Annotated in this window: 13 protein-coding genes and 1 pseudogene; 5 read left to right on the top strand and 9 right to left on the bottom strand. The window is 65.1% G+C overall.

Annotated features, from left to right (window positions below):
• Positions 1–55: 55 nt before the first annotated feature.
• The gene (locus tag ACWPWQ_RS01100) at positions 56–850 is read right to left on the bottom strand and encodes an AraC family transcriptional regulator (RefSeq protein WP_454008800.1); all 795 of its coding nucleotides are present in this window, start codon (positions 848–850) and stop codon (positions 56–58) included.
• Positions 851–946: 96 nt separating this feature from the next.
• Between ACWPWQ_RS01100 and ACWPWQ_RS01095 the strand changes: the two genes are divergently transcribed.
• Positions 947–1,834 (top strand): DMT family transporter, encoded by an 888-nt coding sequence (locus tag ACWPWQ_RS01095; RefSeq protein ID WP_454008799.1) that lies wholly within the window; start codon positions 947–949, stop codon positions 1,832–1,834.
• Positions 1,835–1,911: 77 nt separating this feature from the next.
• Here ACWPWQ_RS01095 and ACWPWQ_RS01090 read toward each other — a convergent pair whose 3' ends face one another.
• From ACWPWQ_RS01090 to ACWPWQ_RS01075, 4 genes are read right to left on the bottom strand one after another with little or no spacing between them, the layout of a single operon-like run.
• Positions 1,912–2,604, bottom strand: a complete 693-nt coding sequence (locus ACWPWQ_RS01090) for a response regulator (protein WP_005324712.1) — start codon at positions 2,602–2,604, stop codon at positions 1,912–1,914.
• Positions 2,605–2,607: 3 nt separating this feature from the next.
• Positions 2,608–4,173 carry an ATP-binding protein gene (locus ACWPWQ_RS01085; protein ID WP_265436846.1) on the bottom strand — a complete coding sequence of 522 codons (1,566 nt, stop codon included), beginning with the start codon at positions 4,171–4,173 and terminating at the stop codon, positions 2,608–2,610.
• 17 nt (positions 4,174–4,190) lie between these two features.
• Positions 4,191–5,741, bottom strand: coding sequence for an NAD-dependent malic enzyme (locus ACWPWQ_RS01080; protein ID WP_454008798.1), 1,551 nt, complete (start codon positions 5,739–5,741; stop codon positions 4,191–4,193).
• Positions 5,742–5,763: 22 nt separating this feature from the next.
• Entirely contained in the window at positions 5,764–7,074 is a 1,311-nt protein-coding gene (locus tag ACWPWQ_RS01075; protein ID WP_202046906.1) for a 2-hydroxycarboxylate transporter family protein, read from the bottom strand.
• A gap of 217 nt (positions 7,075–7,291) precedes the next feature.
• Here ACWPWQ_RS01075 and slyA point away from each other — a divergent pair, with 217 nt between their 5' ends.
• The 4 genes and pseudogenes from slyA to ACWPWQ_RS01055 all read left to right on the top strand — a co-directional run bounded on the left by slyA (position 7,292) and on the right by ACWPWQ_RS01055 (position 10,395).
• A complete protein-coding gene (slyA, locus tag ACWPWQ_RS01070) occupies positions 7,292–7,765 on the top strand; it encodes a transcriptional regulator SlyA (protein ID WP_454008797.1) in 474 nt (157 codons plus the stop codon).
• A gap of 1 nt (position 7,766) precedes the next feature.
• On the top strand, positions 7,767–8,822 hold the full coding sequence (locus ACWPWQ_RS01065; RefSeq protein WP_139438309.1) for an HlyD family secretion protein: 1,056 nt from the start codon (positions 7,767–7,769) through the stop codon (positions 8,820–8,822).
• A gap of 10 nt (positions 8,823–8,832) precedes the next feature.
• Positions 8,833–9,856 (top strand): annotated as a pseudogene (locus ACWPWQ_RS01060) (DUF2955 domain-containing protein).
• A 179-nt stretch (positions 9,857–10,035) separates the two neighbouring features.
• The gene (locus ACWPWQ_RS01055) at positions 10,036–10,395 is read left to right on the top strand and encodes an MliC family protein (RefSeq protein WP_139436481.1); all 360 of its coding nucleotides are present in this window, start codon (positions 10,036–10,038) and stop codon (positions 10,393–10,395) included.
• A 107-nt stretch (positions 10,396–10,502) separates the two neighbouring features.
• Here the strand turns inward: ACWPWQ_RS01055 and ACWPWQ_RS01050 are convergent, their stop codons facing one another.
• The 4 genes from ACWPWQ_RS01050 to nrdD form a co-directional block, all read right to left on the bottom strand.
• Positions 10,503–10,838, bottom strand: coding sequence for an energy transducer TonB (locus ACWPWQ_RS01050; RefSeq protein ID WP_454008796.1), 336 nt, complete (start codon positions 10,836–10,838; stop codon positions 10,503–10,505).
• A gap of 153 nt (positions 10,839–10,991) precedes the next feature.
• Entirely contained in the window at positions 10,992–11,162 is a 171-nt protein-coding gene (locus ACWPWQ_RS01045) for a YqaE/Pmp3 family membrane protein (RefSeq protein WP_025327864.1), read from the bottom strand.
• 435 nt (positions 11,163–11,597) lie between these two features.
• Complete coding sequence (gene nrdG, locus ACWPWQ_RS01040; protein ID WP_454008795.1) at positions 11,598–12,113, bottom strand: anaerobic ribonucleoside-triphosphate reductase-activating protein; 516 nt, start codon at positions 12,111–12,113, stop codon at positions 11,598–11,600.
• Between the two features lie 91 nt (positions 12,114–12,204).
• Positions 12,205–14,322 carry an anaerobic ribonucleoside-triphosphate reductase gene (nrdD, locus tag ACWPWQ_RS01035; RefSeq protein ID WP_454008794.1) on the bottom strand — a complete coding sequence of 706 codons (2,118 nt, stop codon included), beginning with the start codon at positions 14,320–14,322 and terminating at the stop codon, positions 12,205–12,207.
• Between the last annotated feature and the right edge of the window lie 419 nt (positions 14,323–14,741).

Below are 14,741 nucleotides of genomic sequence, written 5' to 3'. Positions count from 1 at the left end.
ATCCTGTGATCCACAAGGGCGCCCGCAGGCGCCCTCTCTTTTTCCACCGGGAGCGTCAGCCCCCTGGCTGGCCCAGTTGCTGGCGATAACGCTGGGGGGCGCATCCCTGCTCCCGCTGGAACATGGCGATGAAGGCGGAGGTGGAGGTGTAACCGAGGCGCCAGGCTATCTCCTGCACCGGCATCTCCCCCCGCAGCCAGTCCAGCGCCTTCACCAGCCGCAGCCGGGTGCGCCACTGGCCGAGGCTCATGCCGAGCTCCTTCTGGCAGCGCCGCGCCAGGGTGCGCTCCGTGGTGTGCAACACCCTGGCCCACTCGGCCAAGGTGCGGTTGTCCTCGGGGGCCGCCTGCAGGGCTGCCAGCAGCGGGGCCAGCAGGCGGTCGCGACTCTGGGGCAGGTAGCTCGGCTGGCAGCGGGTGCGGGCCAGCTTCTCGATGAAGAGCTCCCCCTGGCGCGCGTCCCACTCGTCTTCCAGATGGCCAACCCGGCGCTGGGTAAAATCCTCCAGCAGGGCACGCAGCAAGGGCGTCAACGCCAGCAGCTGGGGTTCCCTTGGCAGGCGCGGCGCCAGCGCGTGGCTCACGTAGATGGAGGTGTAGTCCAGGGTCTGCTCGTTGAAGGCGGTGTGGGGCAGGTTGGCCGGCACCCAGATGAGGTAGTCGGCCGGCGCCACCAGCCGCTCTCCCCCGACCTCCACCACCATGACCCCCAGGCTGATGAGGCTGAGCTGGCCCCAGGGGTGGGCGTGCTCGGCGCAGGCGTTGCCCCCCTGGATCTGGCTGTAGCGAAAATAGAGGGGGTTGGGGTCGGCCAGCAGGCGATCCTGCTCGGCCAGGGTGAGGCTGCCCATGAAGATTGTCCCAAAGCGGTTATGACATGTCTTATTTACGCTACTTGCATCGTTCAAGACAAGGCTAGACTCTCCCCATCGTATCAAGGAGTGCCTATGCCCTTTCTCTTTCCCCTGCTCGCCATCCTGATCTGGGCCGCCAATACCGTGGTCTCCAAGGCCGCCGCCGGCGTGCTGGATCCCGCCGCCATCTCCTTCTACCGCTGGGTGATCGCCGCCCTGGCGCTCTCCCCCTTCTGCCTGCCGCAACTGTGGCGCCGCCGGTGCGATCTCCGCCCCTGGCTCGGCAAGCTGCTGGTGCTGGCAGCCCTTGGCATGGTGCTCTACCAGTGCCTGGCCTACTACGCCGCCCACAGCACCTCGGCCACCAACATGGGGGTCATCGGCTCCCTCATCCCGCTGCTGACCCTGCTGCAGAGTGCCCTCTTCTTCGGCCAGCGCCCGGGCAAGCAGGCGCTGCTCGGCATGAGCCTCTCCCTGTTCGGGGTGCTCTGGCTGCTCGGCAAGGGCAACCCCCTGGCCCTGCTGCACGACGGCATCAATCCGGGGGATGGCCTCATGCTGCTCGGCTCCGCCAGCTATGCGCTCTATGGCCTGCTGATCCGCCGCTGGCAACTGCCGTTCGGCCCCTGGCTCAACCTCTATCTGCAGATCCTGCTGGCGGTGCTGCTGCTGATCCCGGTCGCCCTGAGTGCGGACTCCCTGGCGGTGCCTGCCGAAGGCTGGGGTCTGGTGCTGTTCGCCGGGCTCGCCTCCTCCCTGCTGGCGGCCTACTGCTGGATGCGCGGCCTGGCCAGCCTGGGGGCGGAGCGCACCTCTGTGTTCATGAACCTGATGCCCCTGTGCACGGCGCTGATCGCCGTCATCTCCCTGGGTGAGCCCATCCACGGCTATCACCTGCTGGGCGGCGGCCTGATCCTGACCGGCGTCATGATCTCCCAGTTCAAGCCAAGGCTTCGCCGCCCTCTGCCCGAAGGGGCATAAGCTTGCGAACGCCGCTCTGGCGAGATGAAAGAAGGGAGCCTCAGGCTCCCTTCTTTCATCAGCGGGTTAGCACCACCTCAGCTGCTGCGGCGCCAGTGGTAGCGGCGCTCGGGGCGACCGCGCTGGCCGTAGTTGAGATCCACGTCCAGCTTGTCTTCGGACTCCAGAAACTCCAGGTAGCGGCGCGCCGTGGTGCGGCTAAGCGACAACCGCAGCGCCACCGTGTCGGTGGAGAAGGCGGTGTCCGGCTCCCCCGCCAGCAGCTCCAGCACCTGGCGCAAGGTGATGGCGTCTATGCCCTTGGGGGTGTCGCGCACCTCCCTCGGCTGAATGCGCCCCTTGCCCATCAGGCGGTCGAGATCGCTCTGCTCCAGCAGGCCGCGCTCGCACAGGCGGCGATGCAGGGTCAGGATCTCGTCCAGGCTCTGCTGGATGCGAAACAGCCGCAGCGGCTTGATGATGTAGTCCTGCACCCCGAGATTCAGGGCCTGCTGTATGGTCTCCACGTCGCAGGAGGCGGTCACCATGACCACCAGCACCTCCCGGTTGTGGCTGCGCAGCCGGTTCACCCACTCGAGACCCGAGCCGTCTGGCAGGGAGATGTCCACCACCAGCAACTGGGGTTCGGTGGCACGCATCATGAGATCGGCCTGGGCCAGGCTCTCGGCCCGCCCCAGCAGGGAGTAGCCCGGGGTCGAGGAGATAAGCTCGGCCAGGATGGCGCCGATCCGCTCGTCGTCCTCGATAACAAGAGTGAAGATTGGCTTCATGACTCACACCAATTGGTTTTTATTCAAATAGATACCGAACAAGGTGGTCTGTTCGGCGGTGCGGCGCCATTCTATCACACCCCCACGGCGAGCCACCGTCTTCTTGACCAGGAAGAGGCCGACCCCGTGATCCCCGGTCTGGCGGCTGACCCCATAGTCGAACAAGTGATCCGCCAGCGCCTCGTCCACCCCCTCGCCACTGTCCTCCACCTCGATCACCAGCCGACGCCCGAAGTCATCCACCGAGATGAGCACCCGGGGGGCGCACCGCTGGCGGTTCGCCCAGGCGGCCCTGATGCCGTTGTCCAGCAGGTTGCCGATGCAGGTGATGAGATCCGCCGACACCTCGGCCGGGTACTCCCCGAGCGCCGAGCCGGGATCCAGCACCAGCTCGACCCCGAGCTCCCGCGCCCGGCTGAACTTGCCGAGGATGAGGCCGGCCACCGGTTTGTTCTCGATGGAGCGCAGCAGATCCTGCAGCATGGTCTGGCAAGCCTCGTTCTCCTGCTGGATGAGCTCCACCGCCTGATCCACGTGACCGAGCTGCAGCAGGCCGGAGAGGCTGCTCAGCTTGTTGGCAAACTCGTGGGTCTGAATGCGCAGCATCTCGGCATACTGGCGCAGGTGGGTCACCTGCATGCCGAGGCTGCCGGTGCCGTCCGGCCGGCTGAAGATCAGCATGCGCCCCGGCTCGCGGCCGCCGAGCTCCTGCCAGTGGCCGACGAAGGCCTCCCCCTGCACGGTGAAGTTCACCCCCCCCTCCTGCTCCAGGGCGGGCAGCAGGCCGGGGGCCAGCTCGGCCAGGGAGTGGCCCAACAGGGCGTGGCGACCGGTGCCCGGCAGCCGCAACTGGTAGAAGGCCGCGCTGTTGAGCATCTTGATGCGATGGTTGCCATCGAGGGCCACTATCCCCTCCGAGATGCTCTCCAGCACCAAATCCTGCTGGGCGAAGCGGTTGACTATGGTCTCCGGCTCCAGATCCAGCAGGGTGCGCCTCAGCCGGTGCTGCAACCAGAACGCCAGCAGCAGACCGCAGCCCAGCACGGCGCCGATGGCGCTGATGAGCAGGGCGATCCGCTCCAGATAGATGCCCTCCACCGTGCGCATCAGGTAGCCCACCGCCACCGCGCCTATGGCGCGCCCGTCCGCCCCTATCACAGGCGAGAAGCAGCGGATGGCCGGGCCGAGCGTGCCCGCGTCCCTGGAGCAGTAACTGCGCCGCTCGTGGATCGCCGGCCAGATGTCCTCGCCACGGAAGGTCGCACCGACCAGCTCGGGAGAGGGGTGGCTCAGACGGCGGGCATGCTCGTCGGTCACCACCATGTAGGCGGCATCGGTGCGGCTGCAGATCCCCTGCACATAGTCCCGCAGGCCGGGATCCCTGCCCTGCTGCAGGGCCTGCACCACCCGGCTGTCCGCCGCCAGCACCCGGGCCAGATCGCTCCCCTTCTCCTCCAGGTTGCTCTCCAGCAGGTGGCGGATGAAGAGGGCGAGCAGGCCCCCCAGGATCAGGATCAGCAGCAGTGACAGCCCGAGGGAGAGGGTGACCAGTTGGTGGCGCAGTTTCATCGATTCACCTTGCAACGTCAGGAGGCGGACCAATAGTGCGGGCGCCACCAGGTCTGGTCAATGAGCGGCGCGGGATCACCGTCAAAATCCGCCAGCCCCTCCTCGCGGGCGGTCAGGGCCACGGCCCTGGCGACGGCGCGGGCCACCTCCCCCACCTCCTCTATGGGGGGCAGCAACCGCCCCTCCGCCAGCGCACAGGCGCCCACCGCCCGCACCGCCGCCTGCAACATGCCATCGCTGATGCGCCGCGCCTTGACCGCGCAGGCCCCGAGGCCAATGCCCGGGAACACATAGACGTTGTTGCACTGGGAGACCACCCGCAGCTCCCCTGCCACCTCGACCGGGGCGAAGGGGCTGCCGGTGGCGAGCAGGGCGCGCCCTTCGGTCGCCCGCCACACCTGCTCCGGGGTCGCCTCGGCGCTGCGGGTCGGGTTGGAGAGGGGCAGTATCACAGGGCGCTCGCACGCCTCCCCCATGGCCGTCAGCACCGCCTCGTCGAACAGGCCCCCCTGGCCGCTCACCCCGATCAACACCCCGGGGCGCAACCGGGCGATGAGCTCGGGCAGGGAGGTGCAGGCCTCCTCTGCCGGGCGGGCGAAGGGCTGCTGGGAGGGGGTCAGGTTGGCCCTGTCCAGGCAGACCAGGCCGTCCTGATCGAACAGCTGCACCCGCTGCGGGCTGCCCGCCAGCCGGGCCAGCATGGCGGCGATGCCGCAGCCCGCCGAGCCAGCGCCGACGATGAGCACAGGGGTATCAGCAAGCGTGCTGCCCGCCTGTTGCAAGCCTGCCAGCACGCAGGCGGAGGCGACCGCCGCCGTGCCCTGGATGTCGTCGTTGAACATGCAGAGCTCGTCCCGGTAGCGGGCCAGGAGGTTGGCGGCATGCTTGCCGGCAAAATCTTCAAACTGCAGCACCACCTGGGGCCAGCGCGTGCGAATTGCCGCCACCACCTTGTCCATGAAGCTGTAGTAGGTCTCGCCGTCGATGCGCGGGGCCTGCCAGCCGAGGTAGGAGTCATCCTCCAGCAGGGCCGGGTTGTTGGTGCCCACGTCCACGCACAGGGGCAGGGTAAGCGCCGGGTTGATGCCACCGGCGGCGCTGTAGAGCGCCAGCTTGCCGATGCAGATCCCCATGCCGCCGATGCCGAGATCGCCGAGCCCCAGCACCCGCTCCCCGTCGGAGATGACGATGACGTCCACCTCCTGCTCCACCGCGGCGAAGATGGCGTCCAGCTCGTCCCTGTCGTGCCAGGAGAGGTAGAGACCGTGGCTGCGCAGGTAGAGATCGCTGTGGCGCTGACAGGCCTCCCCCACCACTGGGGTGTAGATGATGGGCAAGAGCTCCGGCAGGTGGTGGCGCACCAGATCGTAAAACAGCACAGGGTTGTCCTCCTGCAACTGGCGCAGTAGCAGGTGCTGGTCGAAGGGGCTCTGCATGGCCGAGACCAGGCGGTAGATGCGGCGGCGCTGCTGGGAGAGGGACTCCTCCTTGTGGGGCATGCGCCCCATCAGACCCTGACGCTTGCGTTCGGCATAGGGCAGGCTGGTGCCCATCATGATGTCGTTCATGTCGTTTTCCTGTATCCGGTCGTCACGCGAGCAGAGAGATGAGGGCGGTGGCCAGGATCAGCATCACGGCCCCGCCGAGGCGAGAGGAGATCTGGGCGAAGGGCATCAGCTTCATGCGCTGGGCTGCCGACAGCACGGCGACGTCACCTGTGCCCCCCATGTTGGCCATGCACAGGCCGCCGGTGATGGCCGCCTCTATGGGATAAAAACCTATCATGCGCCCCACCAGGGCCGCCCCCAGGGCGCCGCCCACCACTGTGGTCAGCACCATGATGAAGTAGTTGACCGAGAAGGCGCCGATGAGCTCGGGGATGCTGGTGTAGGCCACCCCTATGCCCACCAGCAGGGAGGGGGTGAGGTTGCTCACCACGAACTGGTACCAGTCGGCGGCCGCCTGCTCGTAGCGGCGCGGCAATACACCGCTCACCTTGATGAAGGCCACCGCCAGTATCATCAGGGCGAAGGGGTGCATGGGGATGAAGTTACCGAGCAAGGAGCCCAGCACGAACATGCTGGAGCTGATGAAGAGGCCGAGCCCCAGGCTCTGCAGGGTCGGCGCCTCGGCCTGCTCGTCGGCGACGCTCTGGCTGTTTTCCTTGACCATCAGCTTGCCGTTGCCGGTCAGGGAGGGGTAGCGGCGACCGAGGCGCGCCAGCAGGGAGCCCACCAGTATGGCCAGGGTGTTGGCGATCACCACGGCGGGCACCATGCGCGACAGCAGATCGGCGCTGGACATCTGCAAGGGGCCGGAGAGAATCTCCACCAGCGGCACGGCGCCGGCGCCCATGCCGCCCCCCATGATGGGCAGGCCGATGAGCAGCACCGCATTCTTGAAGCCGTACCCCATCAGGGAGCCGACCAGGCCAACGCTCAGCAGCGCCAGCGCCACGCCTCCCAGGATCACCGGAAGGTAGCGCATGGCGGCGTTTTTCAGCAGGGCGCCGCTCATGCCGAACACCGAGCCGGTCACCAGGCTGGCGATGAAGAAGTTCAAAAAGCCCCCCTCCTTCATGAAGCGGGTGATCACCTCACCCGCCTCGGCCGGCAGTATCCTGTACTCGAACAGGGCGGCGCCGCCGAAGATGGCGAGTATGGTGCCGCCCCCCAGGTACTCCCGTATCGGGGGGATCCGCTCGCCCAGCTCGCTCAGCAGGGTGCCGAGCACGAACATCAGCGCCAGGGCACCGACCATGCCGAGTGGCAATGAGCCGTTCCAACCGGCGTAGAGGACGCAGGTGGCGAGCCCGAGGAAGATCATCATGGGCATGCCGGCGATCTGCTGGTCGCCCCAGGCGCCCTTCATCTGTACTTCGGAGGTAGAGAGGTTTTTCATTGTTATGCTCCAGCTTGTGGTGTGGCGCCACTCTACGTATCCCCTCCTCTGCTGTCGGTTAGCGGCCCTGCAAAGCCATATAAAAACATTGAAACCTTAAGCACCATTGCCCTCCCCGCGTCCCCGGTCCCGAGACTGAATGTGAGCTGAATCACGCTTTACTTAGCCTGCTAAATAAATATAATGCTTAGCAGGCTAAGTATATGAGGTGTCTGCCATGAAAAAGGATCTGGAGATGTTGCGCGAGCTCTCCCTCGCCGAGCGAGTCGGACGATTGCACCGACTGTGGCGCACCGTGGCCGATATCGAGCTGGCTCCCTTGGGGTTGACCCATCCGCGCTGGACCGCGCTCTGGAAGCTGAGTCGCCTCGGCGGCCACCTCAGCCAGAAGACCCTGGCCGAGGCGCTGGAGATAGAGCTGCCCTCCCTGATGCGCACCCTGGGTCAGCTGGAAGAGCAGGGACTGGTGGAGCGCCACTGCTGCAGCCAGGACAAGCGCGCCCGCATCGTCACCCTGACCCCGGCCGGCAAGGCGCTGCTCGACCAGATCGAGGATCGCATCATGGAGATACGCCGGGAACTGCTCGCCGGCATCAGCCAGCAGGAGCTGGCCCAGTTTGAAGAGATAGTGCACCGGATCTCCGCCAACGCCCTCGGCAAGATCGGTGCCCAGCATGAAGAGAGAGAATAAGATGACCCCGGATCAACAATTCAAGCGCTGGATCAAGTGGGCCATGGCCTGCTTCGTCCTGGTGTTCGGCTACTTCCTGCTGGCCGACATCAAGATGCCCCTCACCCCCCAGGCCATGGCCACCCGGGTCGTCACCAAGATGGCGCCCCAGGTCAGCGGCAAGGTGGTCGAGGTGGCAGTGGTGAACAACCAGCATGTCAAACAGGGGGATCTGCTGTTCGTGCTGGATCCGGCCCCCTTCGAGCTCGCGGTCGAGCAGGCCAGACTCGCCCTGGATCAGGCCGAGCAGCAGAATCGCCAGCTGGATGCGACCCTGAACGCCGCCGCCGCCGACTTCAGCTCGCTGCAGACCCAGACCGCCCAGAAACAGCGGGAGGCCGAGCGCATCGATACCCTCTATCGCCGCCACATGGTGTCTGAGCAGCAGAAAGATGACGCCGACAGCGCCGCCCGCACCGCCCGTGCCAACCTGCTGGCCAGCCAGGCCCGCATGGAGCAGGCTCGCGTCAACCGCGGCCTGGCCGGTGATGACAACCTGCTGCTGCGCCAGGCGCGCAACCGCCTCGCCCAGGCCGAGCTGAACCTCACCTACAGCCAGGTCCATGCGAGCCAGGATGGCATCATCACCAACCTGCAGCTCAAGCCGGGCAGCGTGGCCACGGCGGGCTCTCCCCTGCTGGCCCTGGTCTCGGAGCAGGTGGACGTGATCGCCGATTTTCGCGAGAAGAGCCTGCGCCACATCACCCCGGAAAGCCGTGCGCTGGTCGCCTTCGACGGTGAGCCAGGCCGCCTCTATCCGGCCCGGGTCGCCAGCCTGGACGCCGGGGTCAGCGCCGGCCAGTTCGACGCCAACGGCCTCTTGGCCAACCCCATCGAGTCCGATCGCTGGGTGCGGGATGCCCAGCGACTGCGCCTGCACCTGACCCTGGATCAGTTGCCCGCCCATCTGCCGGCCGGGGCCCGCGCCACTGTCCAGCTGCTGCCGGACAACGCCCTGAGCGCGTTCTTTGCCCGCGGCCAGATCCGCCTGCTCAGCCTGCTGCACTACATCTACTGAGATGACGACCATGAACCTGTGGCACAGACCCCTCACCGCCAACGAGCTGCGCCAGTGTCTGCGCATCGCCTTCGGCTGCACCCTGGGGTTTGTACTGTGCAAGATCTTCGGCTGGAGCAACGGGGTCTTCTTCACCGTCACCCCCGTGCTGCTGCTCGGCATGATCCCCGTGATGAACGGCCACGCCGCCCGCCAGCTCATCGCCTCGGCCGCCATGTGCGGGCTGGAGGTCGGCCTGCTGGGCGGCCTGTTCGGCAGTCATCCCGGGCTGATGACCCCCCTCGTCTTCCTGCTGTTCCTCTACCGTTTCGCCGCCATGTCCCGGGGCAGCCTCTTCCTGTTTGGTGCCAACGGCGTGCTCAGCCTCAGCATCATGCTGCACTTTGCCAGCTATCCCGGGACAGATCTGAACGATCTCATCTTCAGCAACCTCTGGGCCAGCGTCCTGTCGGTGCTCATCGCCTACCTGATGACGGCCCTGATCCGGACGGGAGGCGCGGCCCGCCCCCGCCCTCTCCCAAGGCGCCCCACCGGATGCGCCACGAGGCCTGCTCGGCGCCAGCATCGCCACCCTGTCGTTCCTGGTCTTCCAGCTGTTCGATCTGCGCGACTCCATGTCCGCCCAGGCGACCACACTGCTGGTGCTCTTCCCCATGCACTGGGACGGGGCCCTGAGCTACGCCCGCAAGCGCGCCATGGGCACCCTGCTGGGGGTGAGTTTCGGCATCCTGGGGCAGCTGGTGCTCTACGACTGGTCCGGTCTGCTCCTGCTGGTCACCCCCCTGCTCTGGCTCGGGGCCATGCTGTTCAGCCATGCCCATGTGAAGGAGGCGAGCGGCTCCGGGGTCGGCTTCGGTGCTCTCACCACCCTCGGCATACTGTTTGGCCAGTACCTGACCCCGGGCAACGATCTGGTGTTCAGCGCCCTCTACCGGGTGAGCAGCATCCTCTTTGCCATCGTCGCCACCCTGCTGGCCTGCTACCTCATTCACCGTCTGCTCAACCGTTTCGAGGCGACCCGTTTCGGTTATTGATCCCCTTTCCAATGGCCAAGGATGTGCTGTCTTTCGCCCCGCAACCCTGCGGGGCGTTTTTTTGCCCGCCGGTTGCACAGGGGACGGACGCATCCCGACGCACGGCCCCCACCATGAGGTTGCACTCATCCCCCAGCCTGTTAGGCTCAACTCCATATGACACCGACAAAGGATGCGACATGAAACACGCCAAGCTCTTTCTACTGGGGATGGGGGGCATGATCCTGCTCGGCGGCTGCGATCTGGGGGCCGGCAAGCTGGGGGTGACAGGGGGCGATCCCGTCACCTATCTGTGCGAGCAGAACCAGAAGGTGCAGGTGCGCTACTTCTCCCTCTCGGACGAGAGCCTGAACTTCGTCAAGCTCGCCCTGCCCGATGGCAAGGATTACACCCTGCCCCAGGCGGTCTCCGCCTCCGGCGCCCGCTACACCGACGATCACGAGGTGGTCTGGTGGAACAAGGGGAAGGAAGGCTTCGTGGAGATGCGCGATGACGCCGGGGAGTGGCAGAGCCGCTACAACGACTGCAAGGAGCAATAAGCCCCGCAGGCAACAGCGCCCCGCAGTGACAAAGACCCCGACCAAGGCCGGGGTCTTTGTCATCTCACTTCGACGTCATATCGGACCACAACCCGTACCGGGATGGCTTACGGATTCTGCTCGGACACCCGATAACGCACCTGCGCCAGCCCTGAGATGGCGATGAGATCCAGCACGCCAGGGGGCACGGACTCCAAGACCTCGGGACTGAACAGATCGCCATTGGAATCGATGAGGTAGCGAAGGGTCACGCAGCCCTTCACCGGCCTCTCTTTGGGCAGTCCACCGACCGGATTGAAGTCGCCGATCTGCTCCACCTGAACCCAGTATCTGGGCAGATCTTCCCAGACGATATCCACCGGAGGCTGATTCAGCTTCGCGGTGGGGCTGGCGCAGCCCCCCAGCATCAGGGCGACCCCCAGCAGCACTAGCTTCAAACCCATTCAACTCTCCTTGTCCTGTGGCCGCTCGGCTCCTTGAACGGCCAGCCAGTGTCTGGCAGTGAGGCTCATTCGGGAAGTCCCCATCTGGCGAGGCACTCTCGCGGGCAATGAAAAGGCCAACCCTGGGGTTGGCCTTTCTCGCAAGGGGATGACTCAGGCGCGCTTGTCGCTGACCACCAGCCAGAGCGCATGGACCATGCCGGGCAGGCCGCCGAGCAGGGTCAGCACTATGTTGATGAAGAAGTGCAGGCTGAGCCCCACCTGGATAAAGGCACAGACCGGCGGCAGGAAGATGGCCAGCAGGATCTTGAGCAAATTGTTCATCTCATGGTTCCTCATGAAAGATGTCATGTGATTCGGATGGGCTAACCATAAACAGCCTTGCCCACAACTGCAAACCACAGCGAACAGCTTTCGCGCCTTTCTCGCCCGGGATTGAGCCAGGGTTCAGCTGACAGTGGCTGGCGCGCACCTAGCCCCCGGGAAGCGCAATGATCAGGCCAGCAGCTGGCAGGGGATCCGGCTCTTATGCTCCCGCTCCCGCCAGGCGTTGAGGTCGTGGATGATCTGGTTGCTGCTATTGTCACCCCAGTAGCTGGCAGGGGATCCGGCTCTTATGCTCTCGCTCCCGCCAGGCGTTGAGGTCGTGGATGATCTGGTTGCTGCTATTGTCACCCCAGTAACAGGCAGGGGATCCGGCTCTTATGCTCCCGCTCCCGCCAGGCGTTGAGGTCGTGAATGATCTGGTTGCTGCTATTGTCACCCCAGTAGCTGGCAGGGGATCCGGCTCTTATGCTCCCGCTCCCGCCAGGCGTTGAGGTCGTGAATGATCTGGTTGCTGCTGCCGCGCCAGAGCAGGCCGGGGTCCGCCAGCCCTTTTTCGAACCTGCCATCCACCAGCACATCCAGCAGGGCGACCAGCTCGCACTGGGCTGGAGTGAGCTCGCTTAAGCGATAACCGGTCCAGCACCAGATGTCCTTGCCGGGGCACTCTGCCCGCACCCGTTTCACCAGCGCCAGCACCTGAGGCACATTGGCCGGGTGCAGTGGATCGCCGCCGGAGAGCGACAGACCTCGCCGCTTGATGCGCGAATCCTTGAGATCCCTGATGACGCGATCGCTCATCGCCTCATCGAACGGCTTGCCCCCATCGAGACGCCAGGTGCTCTGGTTGTAGCAGCCCGGGCACTGGTGCTCGCAGCCCGACACGAACAGGGTGGCCCGGGTGCCGGGGCCGTTCACCACATCGACCGGGTAGTATTGGTGGTAGTGCATCTCGTCTCTCCTCAACCCGTCATAGGCCGGGTTCGCCAATAAAAATGGCTCCCTCATCATCGGGAGCCATCTTGCCGCTCAGCCGCCCGACTCACATATGCTTGACCCGGCGCTTCACCTCTTCCTGCTTGCCCGCATTGAAGGGGCGTGCATCCGGGCTGCCGAGGTAGCCGCAGACCCGGCGGGTCACCGACACCTTGGCAGGGTCGTGGTTGCCGCAGCGCGGGCAGGTGAAGCCCTTGGAGGTGCACTCGAACTCGCCGGTGAAGCCGCAGTCGTAGCACTCGTCTATGGGGGTGTTGGTGCCGTAGTAGGGCACCTTGTCATAGCTGTAGTCCCAGACGTTCTCGAGCGCTTCCAGGTTGTGCTGGATGTTGGGGTACTCGCCATAGCAGATGAAGCCGCCGCTGGCGATGGGCGGATAGGGCGCCTCGAAGTCCAGCTTGTCGTACGGGTTCACCTGCTTCTCCACGTCGAGGTGGAAGCTGTTGGTGTAGTAGCCCTTGTCGGTTACGCCTGCCACCACGCCGAACTCCTTGGCGTCGATGCGGCAGAAACGGGTGCAGAGATTCTCGCTCGGGGTGGAGTAGAGGCTGAAGCCGTAGCCTGTCTCCTCCTTCCACTCGTCGGTGGCCGCCTTGAGCCGCGCTATGATGGCGATGGCCTTCTGGCGCAGAGTGTCGCTGTCGAACAGATGAGTCTGCGTGCCGAACAGGGCGTTGATGGTCTCGTGCACCCCGATGTAGCCGAGCGAGATGGAGGCGCGGCCATGTTTGAAGATCTCGCTGACGTTGTCGTCGGCCTTGAGGCGCACGCCGCAGGCCCCTTCTATGTAGAGGATGGGGGCGACCCGCGCCTTGACGCCATCCAGTCGCTTGATGCGGTACATGAGCGCAGTCTTGGCGACCCGCAGTGCCGCATCCAGCTTGTCCCAGAAATCCGCCTCGTCGCGGGATTTGAGCGCGATGCGCGGCAGGTTGAGGCTCACCACCCCTATGTTGTTGCGCCCTTCATGAATGAGCTCGCCATTTTCCTCGTAGGCGCCGAGGAAGGAGCGGCAGCCCATGGGGGTCTTGAAGGAGCCGGTCACCTTCACCACCTGGTCATGGTTGAGGATGTCCGGATACATCCGCTTGGAGGCACACTCCAGCGCCAGCTGCTTGATGTCGTAGTTGGGATCGCCCAACTTGTGGTTGAGGCCATCCTTGATGGCGAACACCAGTTTCGGGAAGACGGCGGTCTTCTTGTTCTTGCCAAGGCCGGCGATGCGGTTGCCGAGGATGGCGCGCTGGATGAGGCGCGACTCCCAGCTGTCGCCGAGGCCGAAGCCGAAGGTGACGAAGGGCGTCTGGCCGTTGGCGGTGTGCAGGGTGTTGACCTCGTACTCCAGGGACTGGAAGGCGTCGTAGCACTCCTTCTCGGTGCGGGCCATGGCGTAGGCGTCCACATCGCTGATGCCCCACTCCTCGGCCACTTCCCGGTGTTTCTGCCAGCTGATGGTCACATAGGGAGCCAGCACCTCGTCGATGCGGTTGATGGTGGTGCCGCCATAGATGTGGCTCGCCACCTGGGCGATGATCTGGGCGGTCACGGCGGTGGCCGTGCTGATGGATTTGGGGGTGTCTATCTCGGCGTTGCCCATCTTGAAGCCGTGGGTCAGCATCCCCTGCAAGTCGATCAGCATGCAGTTGAACATGGGGAAGAAGGGGGAGTAGTCGAGATCGTGGAAGTGCAGATCGCCGCTCTCGTGGGCCTGCACCACCTCGCGGGGCAGCATGTGGCTGATGGCGTAGTGCTTGGCGACTATGCCCGCCAGCAGGTCGCGCTGGGTCGGGATCACCTTGGAGTCCTTGTTGGCGTTCTCGTTGAGCAGGGCCGCGTTGGTCTGCTCCACCAGGCCACGGATCTCCTGGGCCAGCCGGCCGCGGGCCTCGCGGGCCTGATCCCGGTCGTGACGGTACTCGATGTAGGCGCGGGCGATGGCCTTGTCGTCGGACGCCATCAGATGGTTCTCGACCCGGTTCTGGATCTCGTGGATATCCACCTCGCCCCGCCCTTCCAGCTCCTGGCTGACCGCGCCTGAGATGCGCAGTGCCAGCGCCGGATTGGCCTGATTGACCGCTTCCGCCGCCCGGCTCACCGCCTCGGCGATCAGCTGGCCATTGAATGGTGCGCGACATCCATCACGTTTGATCACTACCGGTTTCATCGATTATCCCCGCATTAAAGGCCTGGCAGCCACCCTGGGCTCACCCTTGTTGAGTCCCCTTCTCCACACCCTATCCCCGGCGCACATGCATTCAGCCGGGGCCTGAGAGGCCCGGGCTGACGCTGAGAGGGAGACGACTTATGCACAGCTTGATAACACTATATATGGGTATTTTTTTTATGCTAACCCCTATATGTGGTAGCTATTAGGCCCCAAAGCGATGACCCGTTTCTTGATCCAGGACAGGTTTTGGAAGGAGTGGCACAGTTCACAATCAGCTCCAAAAGAGGCCATTCGTGCGCATCCCAGACGGGGTGCGGGCTGGCGCCCGATGGAGGGCCCCGGGGAAGGATGGCACCATCTGACAACAATTGACCGAGGCAACCAACAGCCGGAACGCACATAATGGGTGCAGTGTC

It is taken from the genome of Aeromonas sp. Marseille-Q7275 (assembly GCF_965119515.1).
Note: the sequence above shows the minus strand (reverse complement) of the source record. Positions and strands in the feature narration are given on the sequence as shown.